Below are 21,279 nucleotides of genomic sequence, written 5' to 3' on the forward strand. Positions count from 1 at the left end.
TTCATGATCTATTTTCCCTCCACCTCAATATGTACTACCTGGTCCATTATAAAGTTCACAGCATCACCGAGATGCTCTGCAACATAATCCGGTTCAGTTATGGCCCACTTATCCCTGTATTTATCTAACGCTTCGTTACCTGCCCCTGTTCGAACCAATATCTTCTTGCAGCCGGCGTAATGAGCAGCTAACATGTCTGACCATCGATCTCCGATGACCACACATTTGCTCAGATCGAATTGATTCTCTTTTGCTGCTCTCAGCAACATTTCCGGTTTGGGCTTCCTGCATTCACACTCTTCATTGTGTTGATGAGGACAGACATACACCCTGTCAAAACCAAAGGCCATCATTTCTTTTTCAAATGCTTCCACAGTTGCTTCTCCTCTGGAGATACCCGGTTGGTTTGTAAATCCATAGATGGGGATTCCCTGATTTTTAAGTTTATCCATTGAATCTAACGTAAATGGGAATAATTCAAATTCACCTGGATAAACGACTTCATCTGAACCACCTATGGTTCCATCACGATCAATAAAAACGGCTTGAAATGTATTGGACGGCATGGCTGACCTCCCTATGTATTTATGTTAGACTGTGACTTCTGTAACCCATCTGTGGTATCTGTAGTTCCTATCCACACTTCATTCAATATCCAAAAAAGCCTAAAATGATCTTTATCTTCTTCTCATTTTTATTCATGAATTTAATTCCCTCTTTCGTGTCTATGATCAGTACCTTTTTTCCAATCCATGCTCTAACGTACACTGAACTAAGACTGAAAGGTTTTGTAAATCCTTTCACCTCACTTTCCGTCCCGTCTTCGTGTTCAAACTCCGTTCTGATGAACCAGCGGTTTCCATATCCAATCTCTCTGAACTTTTTCAAAGCATTCTCCTTTTTCTACAACCTCTTCATTTCTAAAATTCAATATAAAAGGGCTGCATCTCCGGTCTTAAACAATATTCAATTCGTTGTCTAAAATTCTTCCAGGTCACTATGCTTAAAGCTTCTTCGACCGAGAAATATCCGGTGTCTAGACTTTCGTTTGATACGGTCAATTGTCCTCCGATGGGCTTCGCCAGGAATAACGTGTTAACAATGGAGTCCTCCACATTCTGAAATACGCCGCAAAACCGGATGATCTCGATATCAATCCCAGCCTCTTCTGGGACCTTTAATAAGTAATATCTCATTCTGATCATTGATCACAATTGCAGCTGCCGAAACAATATGTTTAGGTGGGGTCATCTTCTCCAGACCTTTCGTTTAATTTGATTCCGCAGGGATAATCATTTGTTGTACTTCTTGCACTCCTGGGATAAACCCGAGGTTGTAATACACGGATTCCGCATCGTTTCCTTCCATGACGTACAACCGTAAGATTGGATATTTCCCTTTAAGGATTGTCAATGCTCTCTGCAGCATGCGTGTAGCAATTCCTCTTCCTCTGTGCGATGGGATGACACCAATACTATATACTGCTGCCTCCGTGTCCTGTAAACAAATCCTGCAATTGGCGACAAGCTCTCCAGTACTTCTGTCATACACTAGTGTAGATGCTTCCGTGAGTATCTCATTGGTTAGACCGGGATCTTCATCGGGTATGAACTGTTCAAATGAAGACTGGTTTCTTCTTAACGCCTCAAAACCTCCTACAAAGCTTGCAAAGTCGCAATGAGCGATTTCATCTTCATTCGTATATCGCTTGGTACCTGTTTCATCTTCGGCAATTTGAGGACTCTTGATGATCAGATCGGGGTCCCAAGTCATGTCAAAATGTTCAGTGGGACGCTGCATCCAGCGGCATCTGAACTCCACCGGCCAAAATCCGGCTCTAGCAAATAAATGAACCTGGTCCGGCAGAATTTCAAAGGCTATAATGGTCTGGGTTCGATCAGACCAGTTGACGAGTATCTTTTTAAGAAGCTTCATTACCTCAAATAAATGATTAAATGGTGGAATGAAAAATAAATGATATATTCTATTGGGTGCCATCCTTACCCCACCAATTTTCGATTCTCCTTGGTAAATCCAATACGCATTATTTCGGTTAGCACTAAAACGTTCTTCTCTAAAAAATCCAACAAAGCGCATATTGTAATAGACTGAGCAATATATTCCCCACTCTTCGGGGTCAGCCTTACGAATCGAATATTCGCTGGATAAATCATACGTTTCTATGTTTTCAGACCAATCAGCTACCTGCACACGTCATTCCTCCTCGAATATCTTCATAGAGAGCACTTCCTTATTGCTATTTACTATGAGTAATTTCCGCTTATATTGTTCAAGTATTTCATGAATCTTTTTCTTATTTTCACGATCGAATTTGTGATTCCATTTCAGCATGTCGATCAAACCCTTTAATGTTTGTTTGTAATTTGCCTTCTCTAATCCAATTCTTTGTTTAATAAATCTCATAACAATTCTTATTGCTCTTTCCATTGGTTTCGGGGTCAAAAAAATGATCATATCTGCCTCTTCAAAACTCCGCATTAGCCATTTATAGTAAATCCCCTCAATGATCCACTGATCTTCAGCTATAATGTCTTCAAGCAATCTATCCCGGATTTCAGGTGGATTCTTACCAGCAAATTCAACGGAGCTGCTCCACATCACTTTATCCAATTCAAAATACGGAATATTCATTTGATTGGACAGATTTCTGGCTAAATAGGTTTTCCCACTGCCTGTGGAACCAATAATATGGATTTTCTTGTAGATCATCTTGGTTTGTCTCGTCCTCGTCATTTAAGAGTCTTTAATCATTCAACAATTTAACTAACTAATAAAATCTTGTATCCTTCTTCCGCCCTCAACTCGATCTGTAAAGTTTCCTTGCGTATATTCGTGTATGACCTTGTTCCAAAATTGCTGAGCAGGCTTGTTGCTTTCGAGCTGATAAACTTCCCAATGCCCCTTATGCATATCAAATATTTGTTTAGCTACCGCTTTACCTATACCTGCTTTTCTATATTTTTTCATAATGAAAAACTCGGCAATAGAGAAGTAATTTCGCTCCTCTGATTCTATAGATCTGACTAACACAAAACCGATATATTTATCTCCCTGTTTAATGACATATGGGAATCGGTAATCCACTTCGTTCCAATAGTCATCCAAATAAGGATAGGCCCGGAATAGTCCATCATCTTCCACATCACATTGGACAAATTCCGAGAAATCATAAATATAAAACTGCATCAGATTTTTTATGACATCCTTATATGCCTTAGAAGCTTGAATTAATTCGTATTTCATTTGTGTGTTACCCCTTTATTTCAGCTGTGAGTTGAGTTTCTTAAAGCTTTCAATCTGTTTCTTGTGATGCTTATCATGCGAGATGAATGCCCTTACATACTTTTTGATACTAAATTTCTTCTTGTCTCCATCCTTATACTCTCGTGTATATTCTTCTTCTTGGAGTCCAGTAATAGCATGGATAATGTTCATTCGCTTTTCTACAAGTTCTTCAACAATGGCCTTCTTTGATTTGGTCTTTGAGTATTCCATCGCATTTGCGTTAAATTCATTAAAATTCAGATGCCTTACGGTTAACGGTTCATCATGTTTGATTTTATAGATCGCTTCCTCATAAAAATATTGATCCCACAACATTATATGTGCGATAACGTCTTTCAACGTCCATTTGCCTTCAGCGATCGGCGTATTCCAAACCTGCTCAGATAGAGTGTCCAACTCCATCACATAAGAAGTAAACGATTTGAATTCCTCAATCATTTCATCCGTAGTTTTGGCCATGATCATATCACTCCCAAAAAATGATTTAGTTCACCTTACTTTAAGCTCGAATTCCTCGGTTTGGCCGTTCCATTCTATGCGGAAACTCACACTAGAACCTGCTTGGGGGATTGCCCCGTTACTTGTTGTATAGCCTGTAAAATATACGTCTTCTGCATTCTTGTTAACAGGAATAATTCCGCTTCCCGATCCAGCATTGGTATCGTAATCATATTTTATTTTTCCATGGGGCTTCGTTCCTTCTCCAATTTTTCAAGCTGCCTCACTCCATATACATTAAGTTTGTAAAATATTTATTGTGGTCATGACTAGATTCTCCCTGTTGATTATCCTGCTGATAACTTATTATTAATAACGCTTATCCAATCGTAATGGTTATTCACTTTCAAAAATCTATAGTCTTTTCTTCAAAAAGTACTGAACAATTCCTTCCGGATACTCATCTAGTATCCCAAAAACTTCATACCCCATCTTCTGATAAAATTCTGGAGCTTGATAAGAAAACGTACTGGTGTGTGCAAGTTTGCAGCCCATATCGGAGGCTATGCTTTCGGCTTGCAGAATGAGAGACTTCCCGTTCCCATTATTTCTATATTCCTCATCGATCCAAAAGTTATCAATATATAACGTATCGCAGTATGTAGCACAGAAGATCCCACCGATGGCTTTGCCCGTCTTATCCCGCAAAAATAGATTGATGCTCTTTCCAGTTTTTTTTAGAAGCCCATTCGTTTCACTTACATTGTAGTTATACAAATGGTTACAAACTGCTTTGTAGTCTTCCTCGTGGTCTTCATGTACAATTTGCAATTCAACATTATGATTAGAGCTGTTCATCGTTCCTGAACCTCATTCCGTTCTATTAGACTTGTTTGCTCACGTATACGTATCTTTCATTTACAGATACTTCTTGAATGCTTTGCTTGACTCTCCATCGTATCCCAATTTTTCATAAAAATGATGTGCCTCGATTCTGGTGGCTCCACTGGTTAGAAACACTTTCACACAATTTTTCTGTATACATAAATCTTCGATATACTTCATGAGTTCAGAACCGTATCCCTTGCTCTGCACATGCTCTGTAATGATGACACGTTCGACCACTCCAAACGGTCTATTTTCCACCAATGCATCCAGACAAATATGTAAGTGCGCTGTACCAATGACCCTTTGGTTCATTTCATAAACGAGCAAGAAACTGTTGGGATTATTTTTGATCTCCTCAATACGTTCTCCCAACACCTTTGTATCCAAATTGTTCGGCAGTAGTTCTCTATACAACGATTCAATAGCCTCAGCATCTCTTGATTCTGCCTGTCTGATCATCAAGATCACACTCCTTATTTTCTGCTTCGCAAACCACGCCCATTATAACCCAAATCGTGGTATATGCGAATAATTTCTTCCTTTCAGATCGAACTACAGTCTCTTCTATCATCACAAAAAAACCACGGTTTCCCGTGGCTTCATTTGTATCTTGTCTATCTTTCACACTGTCCCACTCACCAATTGCCCCTTGTACCATACCGCCTGCCGGGCAGATCTTCTGGCAACAGCTTCCGCTGAACAACTCGCCTGTACAAGTACAAAGCTCGCTGTATCCCCTACTCTAGGCCAAACTTGCTTCCCTTCCGAATCCAACGGAGTAACTCCACCTGTGATGAAACCAAGAGACTGGGACAAGGAACGTTCATCATTGTATCCGTACAGTTCGGCGAAGCGCCCTGCTTTCTCCAGTTGATCTCCGCTGCCAAAAGGTGACCAATGATCCGTCAGGCTGTCTGTTGCCAGCTTCACGTTTACCCCCATGCGATGCAGCATCGGGAGGGGCATGATCATTCTGCCAATGGGCACAGTTGAAGCGATGCTCATGCCGAGTGAGGCCATACGCTTCGCCAGATCTTCGGCCTCCTGCTGCCCCGCTTGAGCGAACCAGAACGCATGACTTACGGTGACTTTCCCCTGAAGTCCTGCCTCTTCCGTCAGGTCAGCGAGCCGCTGCAGCGTTTGCTTACCCGGCTCGTTGCGATCATGCAGATGGATATCGATTCCCGCCCGATGCTGAACAGCCAGATCTACCATGGCATCCAGCGATTTCTCGATCTGCTCGTCCACGGTATGAGGATCGAGTCCCCCTACAATCGTAGCGCCTTCTTCCATCGCCTGACGCATCAGCTCTACGGAGTTGGAGCGAAGCAGCCCATGCTGTGGAAATGCTACAATTTCAGAGGAAATTTTGCCCGAAAAGGATTCCAACGCCTTTCTTGTGGCCTCAAGTCGTTTCAACCCGCTAACGGGTTCGATGTTACAATGGCTGCGCACATGGGTTGATCCATAGCCCTGAATCAGGCTCAGAATACTCTCCGCTTGACGTTTCGCATCAGGCAGCAGCTTGGGCAGCAGCACCTTTTCTTCTTCAATGCGCTCAAAAATGCTGGATATGCGTCTCACGGCCTTCCAAGGACCATCATAATACGTTTTATCCAGATGAATGTGTGCTTCTTCAAAGGAAGGCAGCAGCAACAATCCTCTGGCATCATATTGAGGCAGGTTAGTCTGAAGCTCAGTTCCATCATCCTTGATTTCGGCAATGATTCCGTCCTCCACACGGAGATGTGCCTTTTTTGTCTGTGTTCCCGTTACCTGTCCCTCTTCCGTAATAAATCCTCGCTCCAACGCTACGTTGGTCAACCAGTACGCCTGCTTCAACAATGCCATCCCTCTTTCCACTAAGTCTGCCGTGCATGATACCGATCATCTGTGCTCTATGGTACCATAGGGGTGAACCAGGCAAAAATATGTAAAACGTTGGTGATCCATACGATGATCGTTTGGATGAGAAAAGAGGAAAGGTGTGCCTTCAAACATGACGAAATGGCTTCATATCCTTGTAAGTGCAATGGCAATCACACTATTCATGATGCTGTACTATGCGGTAACGGGTACGGCCCTTTCGGAAGTGAATTGGGGTTCGTACACGATCATCCTGCTGCTCATTCTTGTTATTCCGCAGACATTGGGAACGATCAGGAGAGAACGCAAAAACAGGCACGAGTAAGTGCCTGCACAATGGATATAACCTATTCAACTCTTCAAAAATTAAACCTCGCATGCCCACCATCGGTCACGCCTTCAATCCGTTCGATATCCAGCAATCTGCGCTTCAACTCCAAGCCTCCACGGAACCCGGTCAGCTTGCGGTTGGCACCGATGATGCGATGACATGGCAGCAGTAGCGGAATGGGATTGGCTCCATTCGCCGCCCCTACAGCACGCACAGCTGAAGGTCTTCCCACCGCAGTCGCTATGTCGCCGTAGGTGCGAGTTTCACCGTAAGGGACGCGTCCCAGCTCTCTCCAGACTTGCTGCTGGAAGGTTGTTCCGATCAGATCAAGCGGAATCTCGTCCGTATACGCAATCTGGTCTCCGGCGAAATAGGATTGCAGCCAATCCATCATGCCTGTCCGCTTCAATGTATCCTCATTCTCTTCCAGCTCCACCCCTGGCGCGATTCGGGTCACCCAGCTGTTCCAGCCTTCCAGTGTTTCATTCGGCATGACAATACGGCATATGCCCAGTTCCGTTGCGATCAGCACCCACGGGCGGCCGTCCAGCTCCATGGTAGCCCACATGATCCTTTTTCGCATACGTCTATCGTCCTCCCCGATAATATCTCATTTCTTTTCCACCTCAACACGAACAGCTCTCTTTGTTTTCCGTTTCATGCTGCGAATCATTTGCTTGGTCTCCGGATCGACGCGATAGGATTCCGTTATTTTCTGAAGAGCTTTATTATACGTAAAATCATCCAGGGTATTGTCCTTGAGATAAGACATTGTCACTTCCGGCTGCTTCACATAGGCCATCGAAATTGCCCAGGCTACCGCCATTTTCACATAATATGCTTCGTGTTTGATCTGATCCAATGAGTTTAGAACCCGATCGATATACGTCTCATCGAGGTAAAAGTTCAATAACATCACCACACCAAAACGTATCTCATATTCCTGATCGGACTTCAGATAAGGTTGCAGGAAATTCCACACGGGTTCCACATGAACTTTCGTATATTTCAACCCGGCGCAGAAGCTGTCACAGATCGACCAGTTATCAATCTTGGGGACAAATGCGGCGACATGCTTCAGCCACTCATCCAGATCTGTCTGGACATGACCAATAACCATCGCTTGCAGCATCACTTCTTCAAAATATTCATCGTCTGCCGTTTCCAGATATGTCCGCCATTCCCCTACAGCAATCTGTTTCGCCATTTTCCGTATGGCAGGCAATCGAACACCCATCAGATTTGTAATATTGGGAATCAATGCAGCCGAGAATTTCTGGTACTCCGGTTCGGCCAGACCGAGCAGCTGTGTCCTGATATCTGTTTCCACTAGCGCTAGTCCTCCTCATCAGTTTCTTGTACAACCAGTATATCTCCGCGGCGCCCATTTGTAAGCCCAGTTCGAATGGTTGAGCAAGATTTCAATATATGCATGCACTTCCTTCGCCCATCCAATTCTTTGTTTACCTCGCTTACATTGCGTTTAAGAATACGGAGCCCCGCCTCTAGAAAGGAGTTTTGATATGAACAAGAACGGACCTCAAACCCCTAAAGACGTCTCCATCGAAGATATAACCGAACTGCTGGTTCAATATGTGCAAGCCCAAGACCTGTCTGGGTTTTATAAAACGGTAAAAGAATTACATCCCTACGATCTTACTCTCGTATATAAAAAGTTTCCCGAACAGGAGATCAAGCGTTTTCTGCTCCTGTTTAAGCCCGATGTTCTCGCGAATATGGCTGAGTCACTCACCCTTCACGAGCAGATCACTCTTTTCGAACAGCTTGGCCCGGAACGTACGCTTGAGGTCATGCAGCAGATGAACAAGAGTGATCTGATTCGGTTTATGCATGATTTGCCTGCCAAACGCAGGGAACAGCTGCTATCCAACATGCATCTCGACCATTCTGCAATTATTCGTTCGGTACTGAATTACCCGCCTGAGACGGCTGGCCGGATCATGACCGACCGTTACCGCACCCTTTTGGCCCATGAGACAGCAAAGGAGGCTATCCGAGAAACACAGGGTACTCCGCATATTCCGTTAACCCGCTATTTGTATGTTACCGATGAAGAAGGCAAACTCGTTGGTGTCGTGAGTCACCAATCCCTGCTGCAGGCCAACGACAAGACCAGGGTTGAAGAACTGATGACCAAGCGTGTGATTCACGCAACAGTAGACATGGATCAGGAAGAAGCCGCACAGCTTTTGCAGCGCTATGAATTTATCGCATTACCCGTCGTTGATGAGAATCACAGACTATGTGGTGTGATCCAGATGGATGATGTCATCGATATTATCATGCATGAAGCAAGTGAAGACCTTGCAAAAATGGGCGGCGGTGGCAAGGATATCGATTTTGATACCAAACCGCTCGTTGCGGTCAGACGCAGGCTTCCCTGGCTCATTTTATTATTGCTGATTGGACTGATTTCAGGAAGTATTGTGGATTTTTTCGAAGATACACTTAATCAGGTCGTCGCACTCGCATTTTTTATGCCCATGATCGCCGGCATGACCGGTAACACGGGAACACAGTCGCTGGCTGTCGTGGTACGGGGACTTATTGGACGCAAACTTGATAAATCAACCGTACTGGCATTAATTGGCCGGGAAATCAAGGTAGGTACAATGATTGGGCTCGTATGCGGAGTGATGATTATGGTTATCGCTTATTTCTGGCAGGGAGATTGGCTGCTTGGCGCGATTATCGGTGTCTCCCTCTTCTTCACACTGGTCATTGGCACCCTGACAGGTACCTGTATCCCGCTGCTGCTGAGTCGCTTCAAGGTTGATCCGGCTGTCGCTTCCGGACCTCTGATCACCACGCTGAACGACATCTTGTCCCTCTTCATCTACTTTGGCATCGCAACCCGCTTCCTGGATGCTTTGATGTGAATTTCTCACGTCCTACACGCAGAAAAACAGACCAGCTATGAGGGATAGCGGTCTGTTTCTGCATTTCCTGTACAAGATTGTGTCTTCTACAGCATTATGCCGATCTTTTGTTTTTATTGTAGATATCGAAGGCTACGGCAAGCAAAAGCACCAAACCTTTGATTCCCTGCTGCCAGTCAATACCCAGGCCAATGAGGGACATCCCGTTATTCAGTACCCCCATGACCAGACCACCGATGATCGCACCAAACACGGTTCCAATCCCCCCGGAAGCTGAAGCACCACCGATAAAGCAGGCCGCAATGGCATCCAGTTCAAAGTTGGTACCCGCTCTTGGAGTTGCTGCATTCAGACGAGCGGCGAAGATTAGACCGGAAACGGCGGCAAGTACGCCCATGTTTACAAATACCCAAAACGTCACTTTTTTGGTTTTAACACCGGACAGGCCTGCGGCCTTTTCATTCCCTCCGAGCGCATATACATGACGTCCCATAACCGTACGATTCATGACAAAGGAGTAAACGATGATTAATACAAACAGCAGAATCAAAATATTTGGAATTCCGGCGTAACTTGCCAGGACGAGAGTAAACAGGTTCGTAACGGCAGCCACCACAATCAGCTTGAGTAGAAAAAGCCCCTGAGGTGCTACCTGAAACCCGTATTTCCGCTGAGAGCGACGTTCCCGCAGTTCATTCACGATATACCAGACCGTAAGTGCAACACCTACAAGGATCGAGACCAGACCGAATCCCGAGAATTGGATATCAGGCAGGAAGCCGGAGCTAATCTTTTGGAATCCTCCCGGAAAAGGAGAGATGGATTGCCCCTCCAGCACGATCATCGTTAATCCGCGGAACAGCAGCATGCCGGCCAGTGTTACGATAAATGCAGGAATTCGCACATATGCGATCCAGAAGCCCTGCCAGGCTCCAATTAACGCCCCGACCAGCAAAGAGGCAATGACAGCCAGCCAAGCCGGAAGTTCCCAATCGACCATCATGATCGCCGCCACCGCACCGACAAAGGCTGCAACGGATCCCACCGACAGATCGATATGCCCGGTAATAATGACAAGTACCATCCCGATGGCCAGTACAAGGATATAGCTGTTCTGCAGGATCAGATTCGTAATATTAATTGGTTTTAGCAGCAACCCGCCAGTCAGCACCTCGAACAAAATCATAATCACGACCAGCGCGATGATCATGCCGTATTGACGTATATTGTTTTTGAACAGTTTAGTTAGCATTTCCATGCTTCTCGCCTCCAGACTTCGTCATATATCTCATCAACGTTTCCTGTGTTGCATCCTCGCGGCTGACTTCTCCCGTGATTCGTCCGGCATTCATGACATAAATCCGGTCACACAGTCCCAGAACCTCTGGAAGCTCGGATGAAATGACCAGCACGCCCTTGCCCTCAGCAGCAAGCCGGTGAATAATCGTATAAATTTCGAATTTGGCGCCTACATCAATTCCACGGGTCGGTTCATCCAGAATGAGAATATCCGGTCCGGCAAAAATCCATTTGCTCAGTACCACTTTCTGCTGATTTCCTCCGCTCAGGTTGCCTGTTTTCTGCAAAATGCTCGGTGCCTTGATATTCATGCTTTTTTTCATCTCTTCGGCAACCAGCACTTCTTCACGTTCGTTCACAACTGCACCTTTGGCCAGCTTGCCTAGACCGGTCAGTGAGATATTGCGTTTGATATCATCCATAAGAATAAGACCGTATTCCTTCCGATCCTCCGTTACATAAGCGAAACCATTTTGAATGGCTTCCGTTACGCTGTTGTTCTGAATCGGTTTGCCATCCTTGATCAACTGCCCTGATATGCTGCGTCCATAGGATTTGCCGAATATGCTCATGGCCAGTTCCGTTCGTCCCGCACCCATCAGTCCGGCAATGCCCACAATCTCACCGCGCCGGATGTTCATGTTAATCTGATCCAGCACCTTGCGATCGGCATGATGTTCGTGATAGACGGTCCAGTCCTTCACTTCCAATACAACTTCTCCGATATTCGCATGGCGTTCCGGATAGCGGCTTGTCAGATCACGGCCTACCATCCCGCTGATAATCCGATCTTCGGTGACATGATCCTTTTTCATGTCCAGTGTCTCAATCGTCTTGCCATCCCGCAAAATCGTAACGGAGTCCGACACCTTGGATACCTCATTCAGCTTGTGGGAAATCAGAATACACGCAATGCCCTGTTTCTTGAATTCCAGCATTAATTGAAGCAGGTTTTCACTGTCATCCTCATTAAGCGCCGCCGTTGGCTCGTCCAGAATGAGCAGACGGACCTTCTTGGAGAGCGCTTTCGCAATTTCAACCAGCTGCTGCTTGCCCACACCGATGTTGGATACAAGCGTATTCGGATTTTCGCTTAATCCCACCTTGGAGAGCAACTCACGTGTACCAACCAACGTCTCTCTCCAATCAATGATGCCTTTGCTCGCACGTTCATTGCCCAAATAGATATTTTCCGCGATGGAAAGGTAGGGGATCAGTGCCAGCTCCTGGTGGATGATGACGATTCCCAGATCCTCGCTCTGCTTGATGCTTTTGAACTCACACGTTTTGCCTTGAAATAAAATATCCCCTTCGTACGATCCGTGTGGATATACACCGCTAAGCACTTTCATCAGCGTGGATTTCCCTGCACCGTTTTCACCGCACAGCGAATGAATTTCCCCTTCTCGCACTTTGAGATTGACATTTTCCAGCGCTTTGACGCCAGGAAAGGTTTTGGTGATACCTTTCATCTCCAATATGATGTCGGACATGGGATGTGCTCCTTTCCATTGTTATTTCAGTCCAATTTCTTCTTTGGTGTAATACTTGCTGCCCACAATATCCTTCTCTACATTTGTCCGGTCCACTGAAATTGGATCCAGTAAGTAGGCCGGTATGATCTTAATTCCGTTGTTATATGACTTTTCGTCATTCACTTCCGCTTGTTTCCCTTGTAAAATGCTATTGGCCATCTCTACCGTCTGCTCCGCCAGCTTGCGGGTATCCTTAAATACCGTCTGCGTCTGCTCCCCGGCCACAATGGATTTGATCGAGGCCAGCTCCGCGTCCTGACCGGTAATGACGGGCAGAGGTTTGTTCTCTGATCCGTAACCGACGCCTTTTAGTGATGAGATGATACCAATGCTGATTCCGTCATACGGGGATAACACCGCGTCCAGATTCTCACCTGAATAATAGGCACTGAGCAGGTTATCCATCCGCGATTGGGCCAGCGCGCCATCCCAGCGCAAGGTCGCAATCTGTGCCATCGTTGTTTGTTTGCTTCGTACCACAAGCTTGCCTGAATCGATGTACGGCTGCAGTACAGACATCGCACCATCGAAGAAGAAGTAAGCGTTGTTGTCGTCAGGTGAGCCGCCAAACAGCTCGATGTTGTATGGCCCCTTGCCTTCCTTGAGGCCAAGCTTCTGTTCAATATAGGAAGCCTGGAGCACACCCACCTTAAAGTTATCGAACGTCGCGTAGTACGTTAAATAGGGCGTATTACGAATCAGGCGATCGTAAGAAATGACTTGGATGCCCTCATCATGGGCCTTCTTGATCACATCCGTCAGCGTATTGCCGTCCACGGATGCAATCACCATCACATCCACTCCCTTGGTGATCATGTTTTCAATCTGTGAAATCTGATTTTCGACCACATCCTCAGCGTATTGCAGATCCGTTTTATACCCCTGTTCCTGAAATAAACGGACCATGTTTTCTCCGTCGCCAACCCAGCGCTCGGAGGATTTGGTTGGCATGGAGATGCCGACATATCCTTTTTCCTTGCTGCCTGCCCCGCTCTCAGCCAAATTGCAAGCCGATAGCATCAGGGCCATCACCAGAAGCCAGATAAATACTGCTCCTTTTTTCATATCAAGTTCCCCTTTCCTCAAATCATGCGGATCTGAATGAATCATAAGATAACGCTTACAACGTATGGTGTGAGTTCAAACTGCTGTTGTTTCTGCATGACCCCATCGTAGCACTGTGACATGAGAGTGGTCTTTGCTGCTTTTGAACTTTTTTTATAAAATTTTAACTTTTATAAAGCTGGCAGAAGCTCATTATCTTTGAATACCGTTATTGAAGTGGACAAAAAAAGAGCTGCTCCACTTCACAGAAGTAGAACAACTCCGTTGTCTTGACCAACGTCTGTTAACACTATACCCGGTCTGCTGATACATTACGCCCAGTGCCCCCGTCCTTTCGATACTGCGCAGGCGAAATTCCCATCGTTTTTTTGAACGCTGTGCTGAAATAATGCTGGGTATCGTAACCAACCCGTTCTGCAATGTTATGGATGGGTAGTGTTGTGGAATCCAGCAGCTGTACCGCTTTGCGGATACGGGTATGTGTGACCAGAGTTACGAAAGAATCGTTCAGCTCTTTCTTGAGCACCCTGCTGAGATATACGGCAGAGACTTGCAAACGGGAAGCTAGCGATTCCAGGGTCAGGTCCCGATCCGCGTACCCCTCTTGAATAAGCTGCCGAGCTCTTCGCACCAGTGGAGACAGCCGGGCTTCGCCATAAACGAGTTCACGGCACAGCCGGTACGTATTCGGTGCTCCCTCCAACTCACCTGTATATTGCTCCACATGGGCATGAACGGCGATATTCAAACAGGAACTGATTTGCTGTTCAATGGTACAATCCAGCTCTTCCGGGGCCTTCTGCCACAGGCACATGCCAATTAACCCATTCGGGTCCCGGAACAGAACATGCGGCAGGTCTCCAAGCAATTCACTGATAATATTCTCCACAGCAAAAAGAAACAACTGGCGATCGTTCTCCCGCATAACGGTCTGCCGCGCTTCAGCTGCAGGCCAGCGGACGATCCCAATCTGCACAGGCGGCTCGGGTGGCAGACGCAGGAACGCCAGCTGCTCTGTCAGATCTTTCCCTTCAGCCAGCCCTTCCAGCCACTCCAGGCAAAAACGCTGACGGAGCAGCGGTATATTGCGTTCGATCTGATCGGCAGCCTGCTTGACGTAAGCAGTCCGCTTACGCTCTTCGTCCATCCGCTGATGCAAACGCTCGAGTGCAGCATGCAGTCGACCCGCATCTACCGGCTTTAATATATAGTCCTCCACGCCAAGCCGCACGGCCTCCTGGGCATAAGCAAATTCATCGTGTCCGGAAATGATCAGACAGCGGCAGCCCGGACACTCGTCCTGAAGACGGCGGATCAGATCGATCCCGTTCAGGAATGGCATGTTCATGTCTACCAGGATGATATCGACACCCAGCTGGACAGCCAATTCCAACGCCTCTTCACCGTCCTCTGCTTCACCGACAACCTCCATGCCCAGCCCATCCCAGTCTATGGCATCCCGTATGCCTTCGCGAATAATTGGTTCATCATCTGCAATCAGCACTTGGTAGCGCTCGGCCGTTTGTAATGTCTGGGCTGCCGCCACCGATGCTGCCGCATCCTCCTGATTTGTCCAGGCTCTTGATATAGTTGCTCTCTTCATTAACTCTCCCGCCTTCCTTCAATATCGAATGGCAACGCTTGTGGAAGTTCCTTCATCAAAGGCTGAATGATGGTCACACAAGTACCTTCGCCTTCTTTACTATCCAGCCTAATCCCGTATTCTTCACCAAAAGAAAGCTGTAAGCGGGCCTGAACATTCAGCATGCCGTAGCTTTTGCCCCCCTGACCGGCTTCCTGTGTTTCCATGCTTTCCAACGGTGTATTAAGAAGACCAGTCATGTCTCGCAGCCGCTCACTGGACATCCCAGCCCCATTATCCTGTACCGTCAGAGACAGCTTCCCATCTGTTATTTTCGCTTCGATCCGAATGGTACCGGGCCCCCGTCTAGCTTTGATCCCGTGATAAATGGCATTTTCCACGATGGGCTGCAGCAGCAGCTTAAGCACGAACAGCTCCCTAAGTTCCTCGGGAATGATCAATTCACATTGAAGACGGTCCCGATACCGGGTCTGTTGAATTTGCAGATAACTGGATATATGTTCAATCTCCGAATGCAAAGGGATATAATCCTTCCCTTTACTGAGCCCGATACGAAACAGTCTGGAGAGGGCACCAACCATCTCGGATACATCGTCCACGCCTTTCTTGCGCGCCATCCAATGAATCGTATCAAGAGTGTTATATAGAAAATGAGGTTTGATATGCTCCTGCAGACTTCGCATTTCAGCCTCCCGTTTCTGACGCTCCCGCAGTTCGTTAAGGGACATGAGCTGCCGGATCTGTGCCAGCATTCGGTTGAAACTTCTGCCCAGCATGCCGATTTCATCAGCCCGGTCACTCCAGCGGCCGGATCTGAGGTTCCCCGTCTCTGCCCTGCGCATATAGGACATCAGCCGGAAAATGGGCTGAGCGATGGAACGGGAAAATCGCAGGGAGGCGCTTAGGCCGAAGAGACATACCACAAAGACGAAGCTGACAACGTAAAACTGAATCTGACGGACCTCTGCGATCGTTTCTCGTGCAGGGAATACCCCTACGGTTCTCCATCCCGTAAACGCGGAAGACTGATACATGAATAACAATTCCTTCCCTTCCGCTTCTGCGTTAAATGTTCCGCTATCCCCGGATTGGAACCACGCCGAGGGAATCTGCTCAACGAGTGGGTTATCCGGCATATAGACACTTCGTCCTTCTGCATCGGTCACCATGACATATCCGGATTTCCCCAGTGTTACATCCCTGGCGGCCTGAGAGACGGTACGCAGCTTAAGATCAATCATAATGACACCGAGTACGCGTCCCGTTGTTTCATCCGTGATGGAACGTGCCACGGACACAATTTCACTGTCCTTATAACGTACATGCGTCGTAATGTTCCGCTGGCTGGGCTGTCCTAGAACGGTAAAAATGCCAGCATTCCCGGCAGCACTTTTATACCATTCCTCCTGGATTAGGCTTTGATTGGTTTTCGGGTACATCTCATTGCTGATGTAGTTTCCGTTTCCGTTAACAAGAACAATACCTGCAATTTCCGGATACAATGTCGTGAATCCCTGCAAATATTGCTTGATCCCATAGAGTTGATCCTGAGCTTTGACCTGGTTCAGATCGTTATCCGGTTCAGCTATGCCCGTATGACCATCGCTATCCGTTTTCCCCTCCATAAAAGCACGGATATCCGGATCAAATCCGATCAGATAGGTCATGTTTTGCAAATTCTCCATCTTGCTGTCGAGTGCTTCATTGACTTTGCCGATCAACTGCATTGTATGTCCCTCAACCTGTCTTTCAACAATCCGTTCCACCGTCCAGTTGACCAGCAGCCCGAGTCCCACCGAAGGAACAATGGCAAAAAACAAAAAAAGCAGCATCAGCTGATATCGCAGTGGCATATTGCGCAAGCGCAAACGCTGCAGTCCACCCTTCATGCGGAAACGGATTCTTTTCAAGCTCAGGGACATCCTTGACCGATTATTTTTATTTGGCATAGTAATCATCTACATTCGAGCGTGTCACGACAGATATTCCGGTGTCCACCTTAACCGGCAGCGGTGCATTCTTATCGGAAGAGGACGGAGCAGGTACAGTCAATTGGTGATGCAAATGGAACAAATACTGAAGGGACCAATACCCCATATTCCACGTTCCCTGTGCAATCGTTGCAGAGATCGTGCCGCTCTTGATCATATCAAGCGTATCCTTATTCGTATCAAAGGATATAATCTGGAACGGCTCATCTGCTCTAGCATTCTGTACCGCTTCACCGACACCAGCTGCTCCCGTCGCTTCGGTGACAAAAATGCCGCCGAGCTTCGGATAAGCCTTCATTAACCTCATCGCTTCGTCTCTTGATCTCATGACATCTCCGTGTCCATCTGCGACTTCAACAACTTTCATGGAAGGGTACTGCTGTTTAATCGTATCGCGGAATCCTTGAGTTCGTTCCTCATGATTTTGCTGGCCCGGCATGGTCAGAACGGCGACTTCTCCCTCACGGCCCATGAGCTCGGCCATTTTGTCCGCAGCAGTTACCCCTGCTTGGTAATTGTCCGTACCGAGAAAAGAATATGCCCTGCTGCCCGGCGCATCGGCATCAAACAAGACCACCGGGATATCCGCATCCAGTGCTTTGTTAATGACGGGAATAAGCGATTGCGGGTCGATGGCGGAAATGGCGATACCGGCCGGCTTCCGTGCAATCGCCTGCTCGATGATCGTCGTCTGTTCCTTCGGGTCATACCGGGTAGCTCCCCGGTACTCGACGGTAACCCCAAGCGTATCCCCGGCATCCTCGAAGCCTTTGAGTACGCTTTTCCAATATTCCAGCCCGGACTGGAATGTGATCATGATGTATGTTTCACCGATATCTCCACGGAGTCCCCTGTCTTCCCATGAGCCATTCGCCTCGCTGGAGTATTCGTACCTGAGCACATACAGTGCAAAAGCCGAGATTAGCAAAATATAGACCAGCAACGTTTTTTTCATATCGGTTTCACTTCCTTGAGAAATCTGTCCACTTTCTTTTCGAATAAATTGTAAACGCAATCACGCAAAAAAGAAACCGCTTTCTGACCCAATTACGGTTTCCTCATCCTTTTGTACAAGGAACAGCCGCTGCAATAATGTACTATCAGTCCATTCCTTCCCGCAGTATGATCATGGAACTACAACTCGGGGAGGCACTATGAATCTTACATCCTTTTTAATCTATTGCATTGTGGTTACCTTCACACCAGGACCCAGCAATATTGTCATTTTATCTTCCGTGCAGCACGTGGGTGCGCGCCAAACCATGCGTTATGTGTGGGGAGCCACAGTGGCGTTTGGTATCCTGCTTGCCGCATCCGCCTTTCTCAACCATCTCCTGGCCGGTGTTTTGCCTGGTATCCTGCATGTGATGCAGATCGTAGGCAGCCTGTATATGCTGTATCTGGCCTACCAGATCTACAAAATGGGTTCTTCCGAGGAAGCACCCAAACAGGCCACCGGATTTCGGAGCGGATTAATCATGCAGTTTGTGAATCCAAAGGTGATTCTGTTCACGTTCACTGTTATTCCCAGCTATGTACTGCCCTATTATGACTCCTCGCTGTCGTCGGTTCTGTTCGTCTTGCTTATTACAGTGATTGGATTTTTGGCCTTTTCCAGCTGGGTCGTTTTCGGCTCGGTCTTCAGGAAATTCCTGCAAGATCATCAAAAAGCTTTTAGTATCGTGATGGCGCTCTTTTTGGTATACTCAGCCATTATGGTATCGGGAATCATCTAGATTGGAGGGGTGTATGAAGTGGAGCTGTTCAACTATAAAAAGTCGTCAGATATTCTGGCCCTCTCGGCCAGTTTTACCGATTTTACGTATAAGAAGCATTGCCACGAGGAATACGCGGTTGGCGTGACACTGCGCGGCATCCAGCAATATCACCTGGACGGTCACTATCAGGCTTCCCACCAAAACGGTGTCATGCTATTTAATCGGGAGCAGTCCCACGATGGCAGCTCTTACGACAAGGCTGGAATCGACTACGTCATGTTGTATCTGAAGCCCGACGTGGTAGAAGAGATTCTCGGGAGAAAAGAATTGCGTTTCTCCACCCCCATCGTTTATGATCCCGGGCTGGCACGAAGCATTCTTATGCTGAACCATGCTGTTCAGAATGGACAAGATGAAGCCAAATGCAGTGAACTGCTTTTCAGCCTGGTACATCTGCTGTCCCAGTCGGAGATCGACACCACCACTTCCGGACCTCGTGACGGCCTTGTGAGAAAAGCAAAAGAAATGATGTTCTGCAGATTTGATGATGTGCTAAAGCTGGATGACCTCTGCTCCGAATTTAACATGTCCAAGTTCCAGTTTATTCGTGAATTCAAGTCACAGGCAGGTATATCCCCCTACCAGTTTTTCCTGAATTGCAAGGTTGAACGTGCCCGCCAAGCTATAGAAAAGCATAAGGACATATACTCCGCTGTAGCGGATTGCGGATTCGTGGATCTGACGCATCTAAACAGACACTTTAAGCGTGTCTTTGGCGTTACTGCATATGAATATATGCTTCAACTTAACTGAGCCGCAAAGCCAGCATGAACTGAAATTCCCCACACAAGACTTGCACAGTGTGGGGAATTTTTTGATTTCGTTTTACTCCATTCGAGCCCGGAATCACCGCCTGAATCCGGATCCTTTCTTTCTTTTCCAGATCCACGCTAACACGATTCCCACCAAGAGAAGACCTCCGGCATATCGAAGGAGAGTCACACCCAAACCTCGGCCAATCTCTTGAAAGTCATCCTCGGTTACGGACTTGCCAGCACCCAGAAGCTTCAACGTCTCTCCGGCTTCAGAGAGCGTCAAATTACCACTACATAGATCGGTGTGAAGCCTGCCGTCTTTTTCTTTCTGATATGCAAATATTAAATAGGACTGATTGTGATCAAACTGAACTCCACATGAACTGGAGCCGCTATCATCTGCCATGATCTTCATCTGCTTGGCATGAACGCCCTTCCAGGCCTTGTCCACTTCGAAGGTGTATTCTCTGAATCCATTGTGGCTGAATATTGGAGTAACTCCCCTTTTGACTACTTTCCCTGTAAATGCCGCTGTGGCACCTTCCAGCCTTTTCGGAATCTCAATGTAAGCACAACTGCACGCATAAGCCTTCTCTCCAGGGAATACCGTTAGCCCAATGGCAACCATAAACAGGATGATCATAACGAATGAGATGCCCTTCATCTGCCACCTCCGGTCTCCATCTTTGATACAGCTTTGTATGATATTACACTTTTGACTACTTAAATATTTATTGTAAGATTATAGCATAATACAAGTATCGTATGACTGATTTACATATGAAATTCAGACATCTTGGAGGATCACGACATTTGATACAGCATGGAAAAAAGAACTTCTCCATCCCACTGCTTATAGCAGCATTAAGCCTCACCATATTTGCACTGATAGCCCTGTCCATCAGCGATAACCAGATCCACCGGTTTGATGATAACCTGATCGGATGGATTCAGGGTATGGAAGCACCCGGCATGACCAAGTGGATGCAGGTATTCACCTGGATTGGCAGCGGATTGCTGGTCATCATCATCACGATCATTTCCATGGTTGTATTGTATCTTTTCCTGGGACACAGGCGGGAACTTCTGTTTTTGGCAGCGGTCATTGTAGGCTCCACATTGCTGAACACCTTGTTGAAACTGGCATTTCAGCGTGCAAGGCCTACCATTCACCGGATTATAGAAGCGAGTGGATACAGCTTCCCGAGCGGACACTCCATGGCGGCGTTCAGCTTGTATGGCGGACTGGCTTTTCTGATCTGGAAGCATATCCCTACAGCGACAGGACGTGTGTTGATGATAATCGTAAGTGCAGCCTTTATTTTGATCATCGGCATGAGCCGTATTTATTTGGGTGTGCATTACCCCAGTGATATTGCCGGAGGTTACTTTCTGAGCGGCAGCTGGCTGGCCATATGCATTTGGTTCTATCAGCGTTATTTGGAGCGAATGTCCCTGCTTCATTCCAAACCTTTGACATAGGACACTGCAATTGGAATATACCTAAGACCCGCCATCCTCAAA

24 protein-coding genes and 1 pseudogene are annotated in these 21,279 nt (G+C 46.8%); 5 read left to right on the forward strand and 20 right to left on the reverse strand.

The window, feature by feature from the left end; genetic code table 11:
• Positions 1-8: 8 nt before the first annotated feature.
• The 11 genes and pseudogenes from AB3N00_RS18795 to AB3N00_RS18845 form a co-directional block, all read right to left on the reverse strand.
• Positions 9-566, reverse strand: coding sequence for an HAD-IIIA family hydrolase (locus AB3N00_RS18795; protein WP_413035933.1), 558 nt, complete (start codon positions 564-566; stop codon positions 9-11).
• 82 nt (positions 567-648) lie between these two features.
• On the reverse strand, positions 649-888 hold the full coding sequence (locus AB3N00_RS18800) for a DUF3977 family protein (RefSeq protein WP_413035934.1): 240 nt from the start codon (positions 886-888) through the stop codon (positions 649-651).
• A 32-nt stretch (positions 889-920) separates the two neighbouring features.
• Positions 921-1,251: pseudogene (locus AB3N00_RS18805) on the reverse strand (NUDIX hydrolase).
• Between the two features lie 18 nt (positions 1,252-1,269).
• Positions 1,270-2,211 (reverse strand): GNAT family N-acetyltransferase, encoded by a 942-nt coding sequence (locus tag AB3N00_RS18810; RefSeq protein WP_413035935.1) that lies wholly within the window; start codon positions 2,209-2,211, stop codon positions 1,270-1,272.
• A gap of 3 nt (positions 2,212-2,214) precedes the next feature.
• Positions 2,215-2,730: an AAA family ATPase gene (locus tag AB3N00_RS18815; protein ID WP_413035936.1), complete on the reverse strand. Its 516-nt coding sequence runs from the start codon at positions 2,728-2,730 to the stop codon at positions 2,215-2,217.
• A gap of 54 nt (positions 2,731-2,784) precedes the next feature.
• A complete protein-coding gene (locus tag AB3N00_RS18820; protein ID WP_413035937.1) occupies positions 2,785-3,264 on the reverse strand; it encodes a GNAT family N-acetyltransferase in 480 nt (159 codons plus the stop codon).
• A 15-nt stretch (positions 3,265-3,279) separates the two neighbouring features.
• Entirely contained in the window at positions 3,280-3,765 is a 486-nt protein-coding gene (locus AB3N00_RS18825; RefSeq protein WP_413035938.1) for a DinB family protein, read from the reverse strand.
• Positions 3,766-3,851: 86 nt separating this feature from the next.
• Positions 3,852-3,977, reverse strand: a complete 126-nt coding sequence (locus AB3N00_RS18830) for a hypothetical protein (protein WP_413035939.1) — start codon at positions 3,975-3,977, stop codon at positions 3,852-3,854.
• A gap of 181 nt (positions 3,978-4,158) precedes the next feature.
• Positions 4,159-4,602 (reverse strand): GNAT family N-acetyltransferase, encoded by a 444-nt coding sequence (locus AB3N00_RS18835; protein ID WP_413035940.1) that lies wholly within the window; start codon positions 4,600-4,602, stop codon positions 4,159-4,161.
• A gap of 60 nt (positions 4,603-4,662) precedes the next feature.
• The gene (locus tag AB3N00_RS18840) at positions 4,663-5,091 is read right to left on the reverse strand and encodes a GNAT family N-acetyltransferase (protein ID WP_413035941.1); all 429 of its coding nucleotides are present in this window, start codon (positions 5,089-5,091) and stop codon (positions 4,663-4,665) included.
• Positions 5,092-5,253: 162 nt separating this feature from the next.
• On the reverse strand, positions 5,254-6,474 hold the full coding sequence (locus AB3N00_RS18845; RefSeq protein WP_413036080.1) for an amidohydrolase family protein: 1,221 nt from the start codon (positions 6,472-6,474) through the stop codon (positions 5,254-5,256).
• Positions 6,475-6,631: 157 nt separating this feature from the next.
• Here AB3N00_RS18845 and AB3N00_RS18850 point away from each other — a divergent pair, with 157 nt between their 5' ends.
• Positions 6,632-6,823, forward strand: coding sequence for a hypothetical protein (locus AB3N00_RS18850; protein WP_413035942.1), 192 nt, complete (start codon positions 6,632-6,634; stop codon positions 6,821-6,823).
• 34 nt (positions 6,824-6,857) lie between these two features.
• On the opposite strand, the gene AB3N00_RS18855 is transcribed toward AB3N00_RS18850, so the two are convergent.
• On the reverse strand, positions 6,858-7,412 hold the full coding sequence (locus tag AB3N00_RS18855; RefSeq protein ID WP_413035943.1) for a methylated-DNA--[protein]-cysteine S-methyltransferase: 555 nt from the start codon (positions 7,410-7,412) through the stop codon (positions 6,858-6,860).
• A gap of 27 nt (positions 7,413-7,439) precedes the next feature.
• Positions 7,440-8,159, reverse strand: coding sequence for a DNA alkylation repair protein (locus AB3N00_RS18860; RefSeq protein ID WP_413035944.1), 720 nt, complete (start codon positions 8,157-8,159; stop codon positions 7,440-7,442).
• Between the two features lie 193 nt (positions 8,160-8,352).
• Here AB3N00_RS18860 and mgtE point away from each other — a divergent pair, with 193 nt between their 5' ends.
• On the forward strand, positions 8,353-9,729 hold the full coding sequence (gene mgtE, locus AB3N00_RS18865; protein ID WP_413035945.1) for a magnesium transporter: 1,377 nt from the start codon (positions 8,353-8,355) through the stop codon (positions 9,727-9,729).
• A 94-nt stretch (positions 9,730-9,823) separates the two neighbouring features.
• Here the strand turns inward: mgtE and mmsB are convergent, their stop codons facing one another.
• The 6 genes from mmsB to AB3N00_RS18895 all read right to left on the reverse strand — a co-directional run bounded on the left by mmsB (position 9,824) and on the right by AB3N00_RS18895 (position 18,177).
• Positions 9,824-10,987: a multiple monosaccharide ABC transporter permease gene (mmsB, locus tag AB3N00_RS18870; RefSeq protein WP_413035946.1), complete on the reverse strand. Its 1,164-nt coding sequence runs from the start codon at positions 10,985-10,987 to the stop codon at positions 9,824-9,826.
• A complete protein-coding gene (gene mmsA, locus AB3N00_RS18875) occupies positions 10,971-12,521 on the reverse strand; it encodes a multiple monosaccharide ABC transporter ATP-binding protein (protein WP_413035947.1) in 1,551 nt (516 codons plus the stop codon). Before mmsA ends, mmsB begins: the two co-directional genes overlap by 17 nt.
• Positions 12,522-12,542: 21 nt before the next feature.
• Positions 12,543-13,628 (reverse strand): multiple monosaccharide ABC transporter substrate-binding protein, encoded by a 1,086-nt coding sequence (chvE, locus tag AB3N00_RS18880; protein ID WP_413035948.1) that lies wholly within the window; start codon positions 13,626-13,628, stop codon positions 12,543-12,545.
• Positions 13,629-13,917: 289 nt separating this feature from the next.
• The gene (locus tag AB3N00_RS18885; RefSeq protein WP_413035949.1) at positions 13,918-15,231 is read right to left on the reverse strand and encodes a response regulator transcription factor; all 1,314 of its coding nucleotides are present in this window, start codon (positions 15,229-15,231) and stop codon (positions 13,918-13,920) included.
• Positions 15,231-17,153 (reverse strand): cache domain-containing sensor histidine kinase, encoded by a 1,923-nt coding sequence (locus tag AB3N00_RS18890; protein ID WP_413035950.1) that lies wholly within the window; start codon positions 17,151-17,153, stop codon positions 15,231-15,233. The genes AB3N00_RS18885 and AB3N00_RS18890 overlap by 1 nt, the downstream gene beginning before the upstream one ends.
• A gap of 16 nt (positions 17,154-17,169) precedes the next feature.
• A complete protein-coding gene (locus AB3N00_RS18895; RefSeq protein WP_413035951.1) occupies positions 17,170-18,177 on the reverse strand; it encodes a substrate-binding domain-containing protein in 1,008 nt (335 codons plus the stop codon).
• 199 nt (positions 18,178-18,376) lie between these two features.
• Here AB3N00_RS18895 and AB3N00_RS18900 point away from each other — a divergent pair, with 199 nt between their 5' ends.
• Both AB3N00_RS18900 and AB3N00_RS18905 read left to right on the forward strand, forming a co-directional pair.
• A complete protein-coding gene (locus AB3N00_RS18900) occupies positions 18,377-18,958 on the forward strand; it encodes a LysE family translocator (RefSeq protein WP_413035952.1) in 582 nt (193 codons plus the stop codon).
• 18 nt (positions 18,959-18,976) lie between these two features.
• Entirely contained in the window at positions 18,977-19,753 is a 777-nt protein-coding gene (locus AB3N00_RS18905; protein ID WP_413035953.1) for an AraC family ligand binding domain-containing protein, read from the forward strand.
• Positions 19,754-19,846: 93 nt separating this feature from the next.
• Here the strand turns inward: AB3N00_RS18905 and AB3N00_RS18910 are convergent, their stop codons facing one another.
• On the reverse strand, positions 19,847-20,419 hold the full coding sequence (locus AB3N00_RS18910) for a hypothetical protein (protein ID WP_413035954.1): 573 nt from the start codon (positions 20,417-20,419) through the stop codon (positions 19,847-19,849).
• 149 nt (positions 20,420-20,568) lie between these two features.
• On the opposite strand from AB3N00_RS18910, the gene AB3N00_RS18915 reads away from it, so the two are divergent.
• The gene (locus tag AB3N00_RS18915) at positions 20,569-21,237 is read left to right on the forward strand and encodes a phosphatase PAP2 family protein (protein WP_413035955.1); all 669 of its coding nucleotides are present in this window, start codon (positions 20,569-20,571) and stop codon (positions 21,235-21,237) included.
• The last annotated feature ends 42 nt before the right edge of the window (positions 21,238-21,279 follow it).

Origin of the sequence: Paenibacillus xylanilyticus (assembly GCF_047246825.1) — a bacterium.
Lineage (GTDB): Bacteria > Bacillota > Bacilli > Paenibacillales > Paenibacillaceae > Paenibacillus > Paenibacillus xylanilyticus_B.

Excerpts from the sequence above, each read along its gene's own strand:
- AB3N00_RS18895 (WP_413035951.1), bottom strand. The coding sequence starts at position 18,177 with ATGAAAAAAACGTTGCTGGTCTATATTTTGCTAATCTCGGCTTTTGCA.
- AB3N00_RS18835 (WP_413035940.1), bottom strand. The coding sequence starts at position 4,602 with ATGAACAGCTCTAATCATAATGTTGAATTGCAAATTGTACATGAAGAC.
- AB3N00_RS18795 (WP_413035933.1), bottom strand. The coding sequence starts at position 566 with ATGCCGTCCAATACATTTCAAGCCGTTTTTATTGATCGTGATGGAACC.
- AB3N00_RS18850 (WP_413035942.1), top strand. The coding sequence starts at position 6,632 with ATGACGAAATGGCTTCATATCCTTGTAAGTGCAATGGCAATCACACTA.
- mmsA (WP_413035947.1), bottom strand. The coding sequence starts at position 12,521 with ATGTCCGACATCATATTGGAGATGAAAGGTATCACCAAAACCTTTCCT.
- AB3N00_RS18830 (WP_413035939.1), bottom strand. The coding sequence starts at position 3,977 with ATGATTACGATACCAATGCTGGATCGGGAAGCGGAATTATTCCTGTTA.
- AB3N00_RS18900 (WP_413035952.1), top strand. The coding sequence starts at position 18,377 with ATGAATCTTACATCCTTTTTAATCTATTGCATTGTGGTTACCTTCACA.
- AB3N00_RS18840 (WP_413035941.1), bottom strand. The coding sequence starts at position 5,091 with ATGATCAGACAGGCAGAATCAAGAGATGCTGAGGCTATTGAATCGTTG.
- AB3N00_RS18890 (WP_413035950.1), bottom strand. The coding sequence starts at position 17,153 with ATGTCCCTGAGCTTGAAAAGAATCCGTTTCCGCATGAAGGGTGGACTG.
- AB3N00_RS18885 (WP_413035949.1), bottom strand. The coding sequence starts at position 15,231 with ATGAAGAGAGCAACTATATCAAGAGCCTGGACAAATCAGGAGGATGCG.
- AB3N00_RS18815 (WP_413035936.1), bottom strand. The coding sequence starts at position 2,730 with ATGATCTACAAGAAAATCCATATTATTGGTTCCACAGGCAGTGGGAAA.
- mmsB (WP_413035946.1), bottom strand. The coding sequence starts at position 10,987 with ATGGAAATGCTAACTAAACTGTTCAAAAACAATATACGTCAATACGGC.
- AB3N00_RS18825 (WP_413035938.1), bottom strand. The coding sequence starts at position 3,765 with ATGGCCAAAACTACGGATGAAATGATTGAGGAATTCAAATCGTTTACT.
- AB3N00_RS18820 (WP_413035937.1), bottom strand. The coding sequence starts at position 3,264 with ATGAAATACGAATTAATTCAAGCTTCTAAGGCATATAAGGATGTCATA.
- mgtE (WP_413035945.1), top strand. The coding sequence starts at position 8,353 with ATGAACAAGAACGGACCTCAAACCCCTAAAGACGTCTCCATCGAAGAT.
- chvE (WP_413035948.1), bottom strand. The coding sequence starts at position 13,628 with ATGAAAAAAGGAGCAGTATTTATCTGGCTTCTGGTGATGGCCCTGATG.
- AB3N00_RS18910 (WP_413035954.1), bottom strand. The coding sequence starts at position 20,419 with ATGAAGGGCATCTCATTCGTTATGATCATCCTGTTTATGGTTGCCATT.
- AB3N00_RS18855 (WP_413035943.1), bottom strand. The coding sequence starts at position 7,412 with ATGCGAAAAAGGATCATGTGGGCTACCATGGAGCTGGACGGCCGCCCG.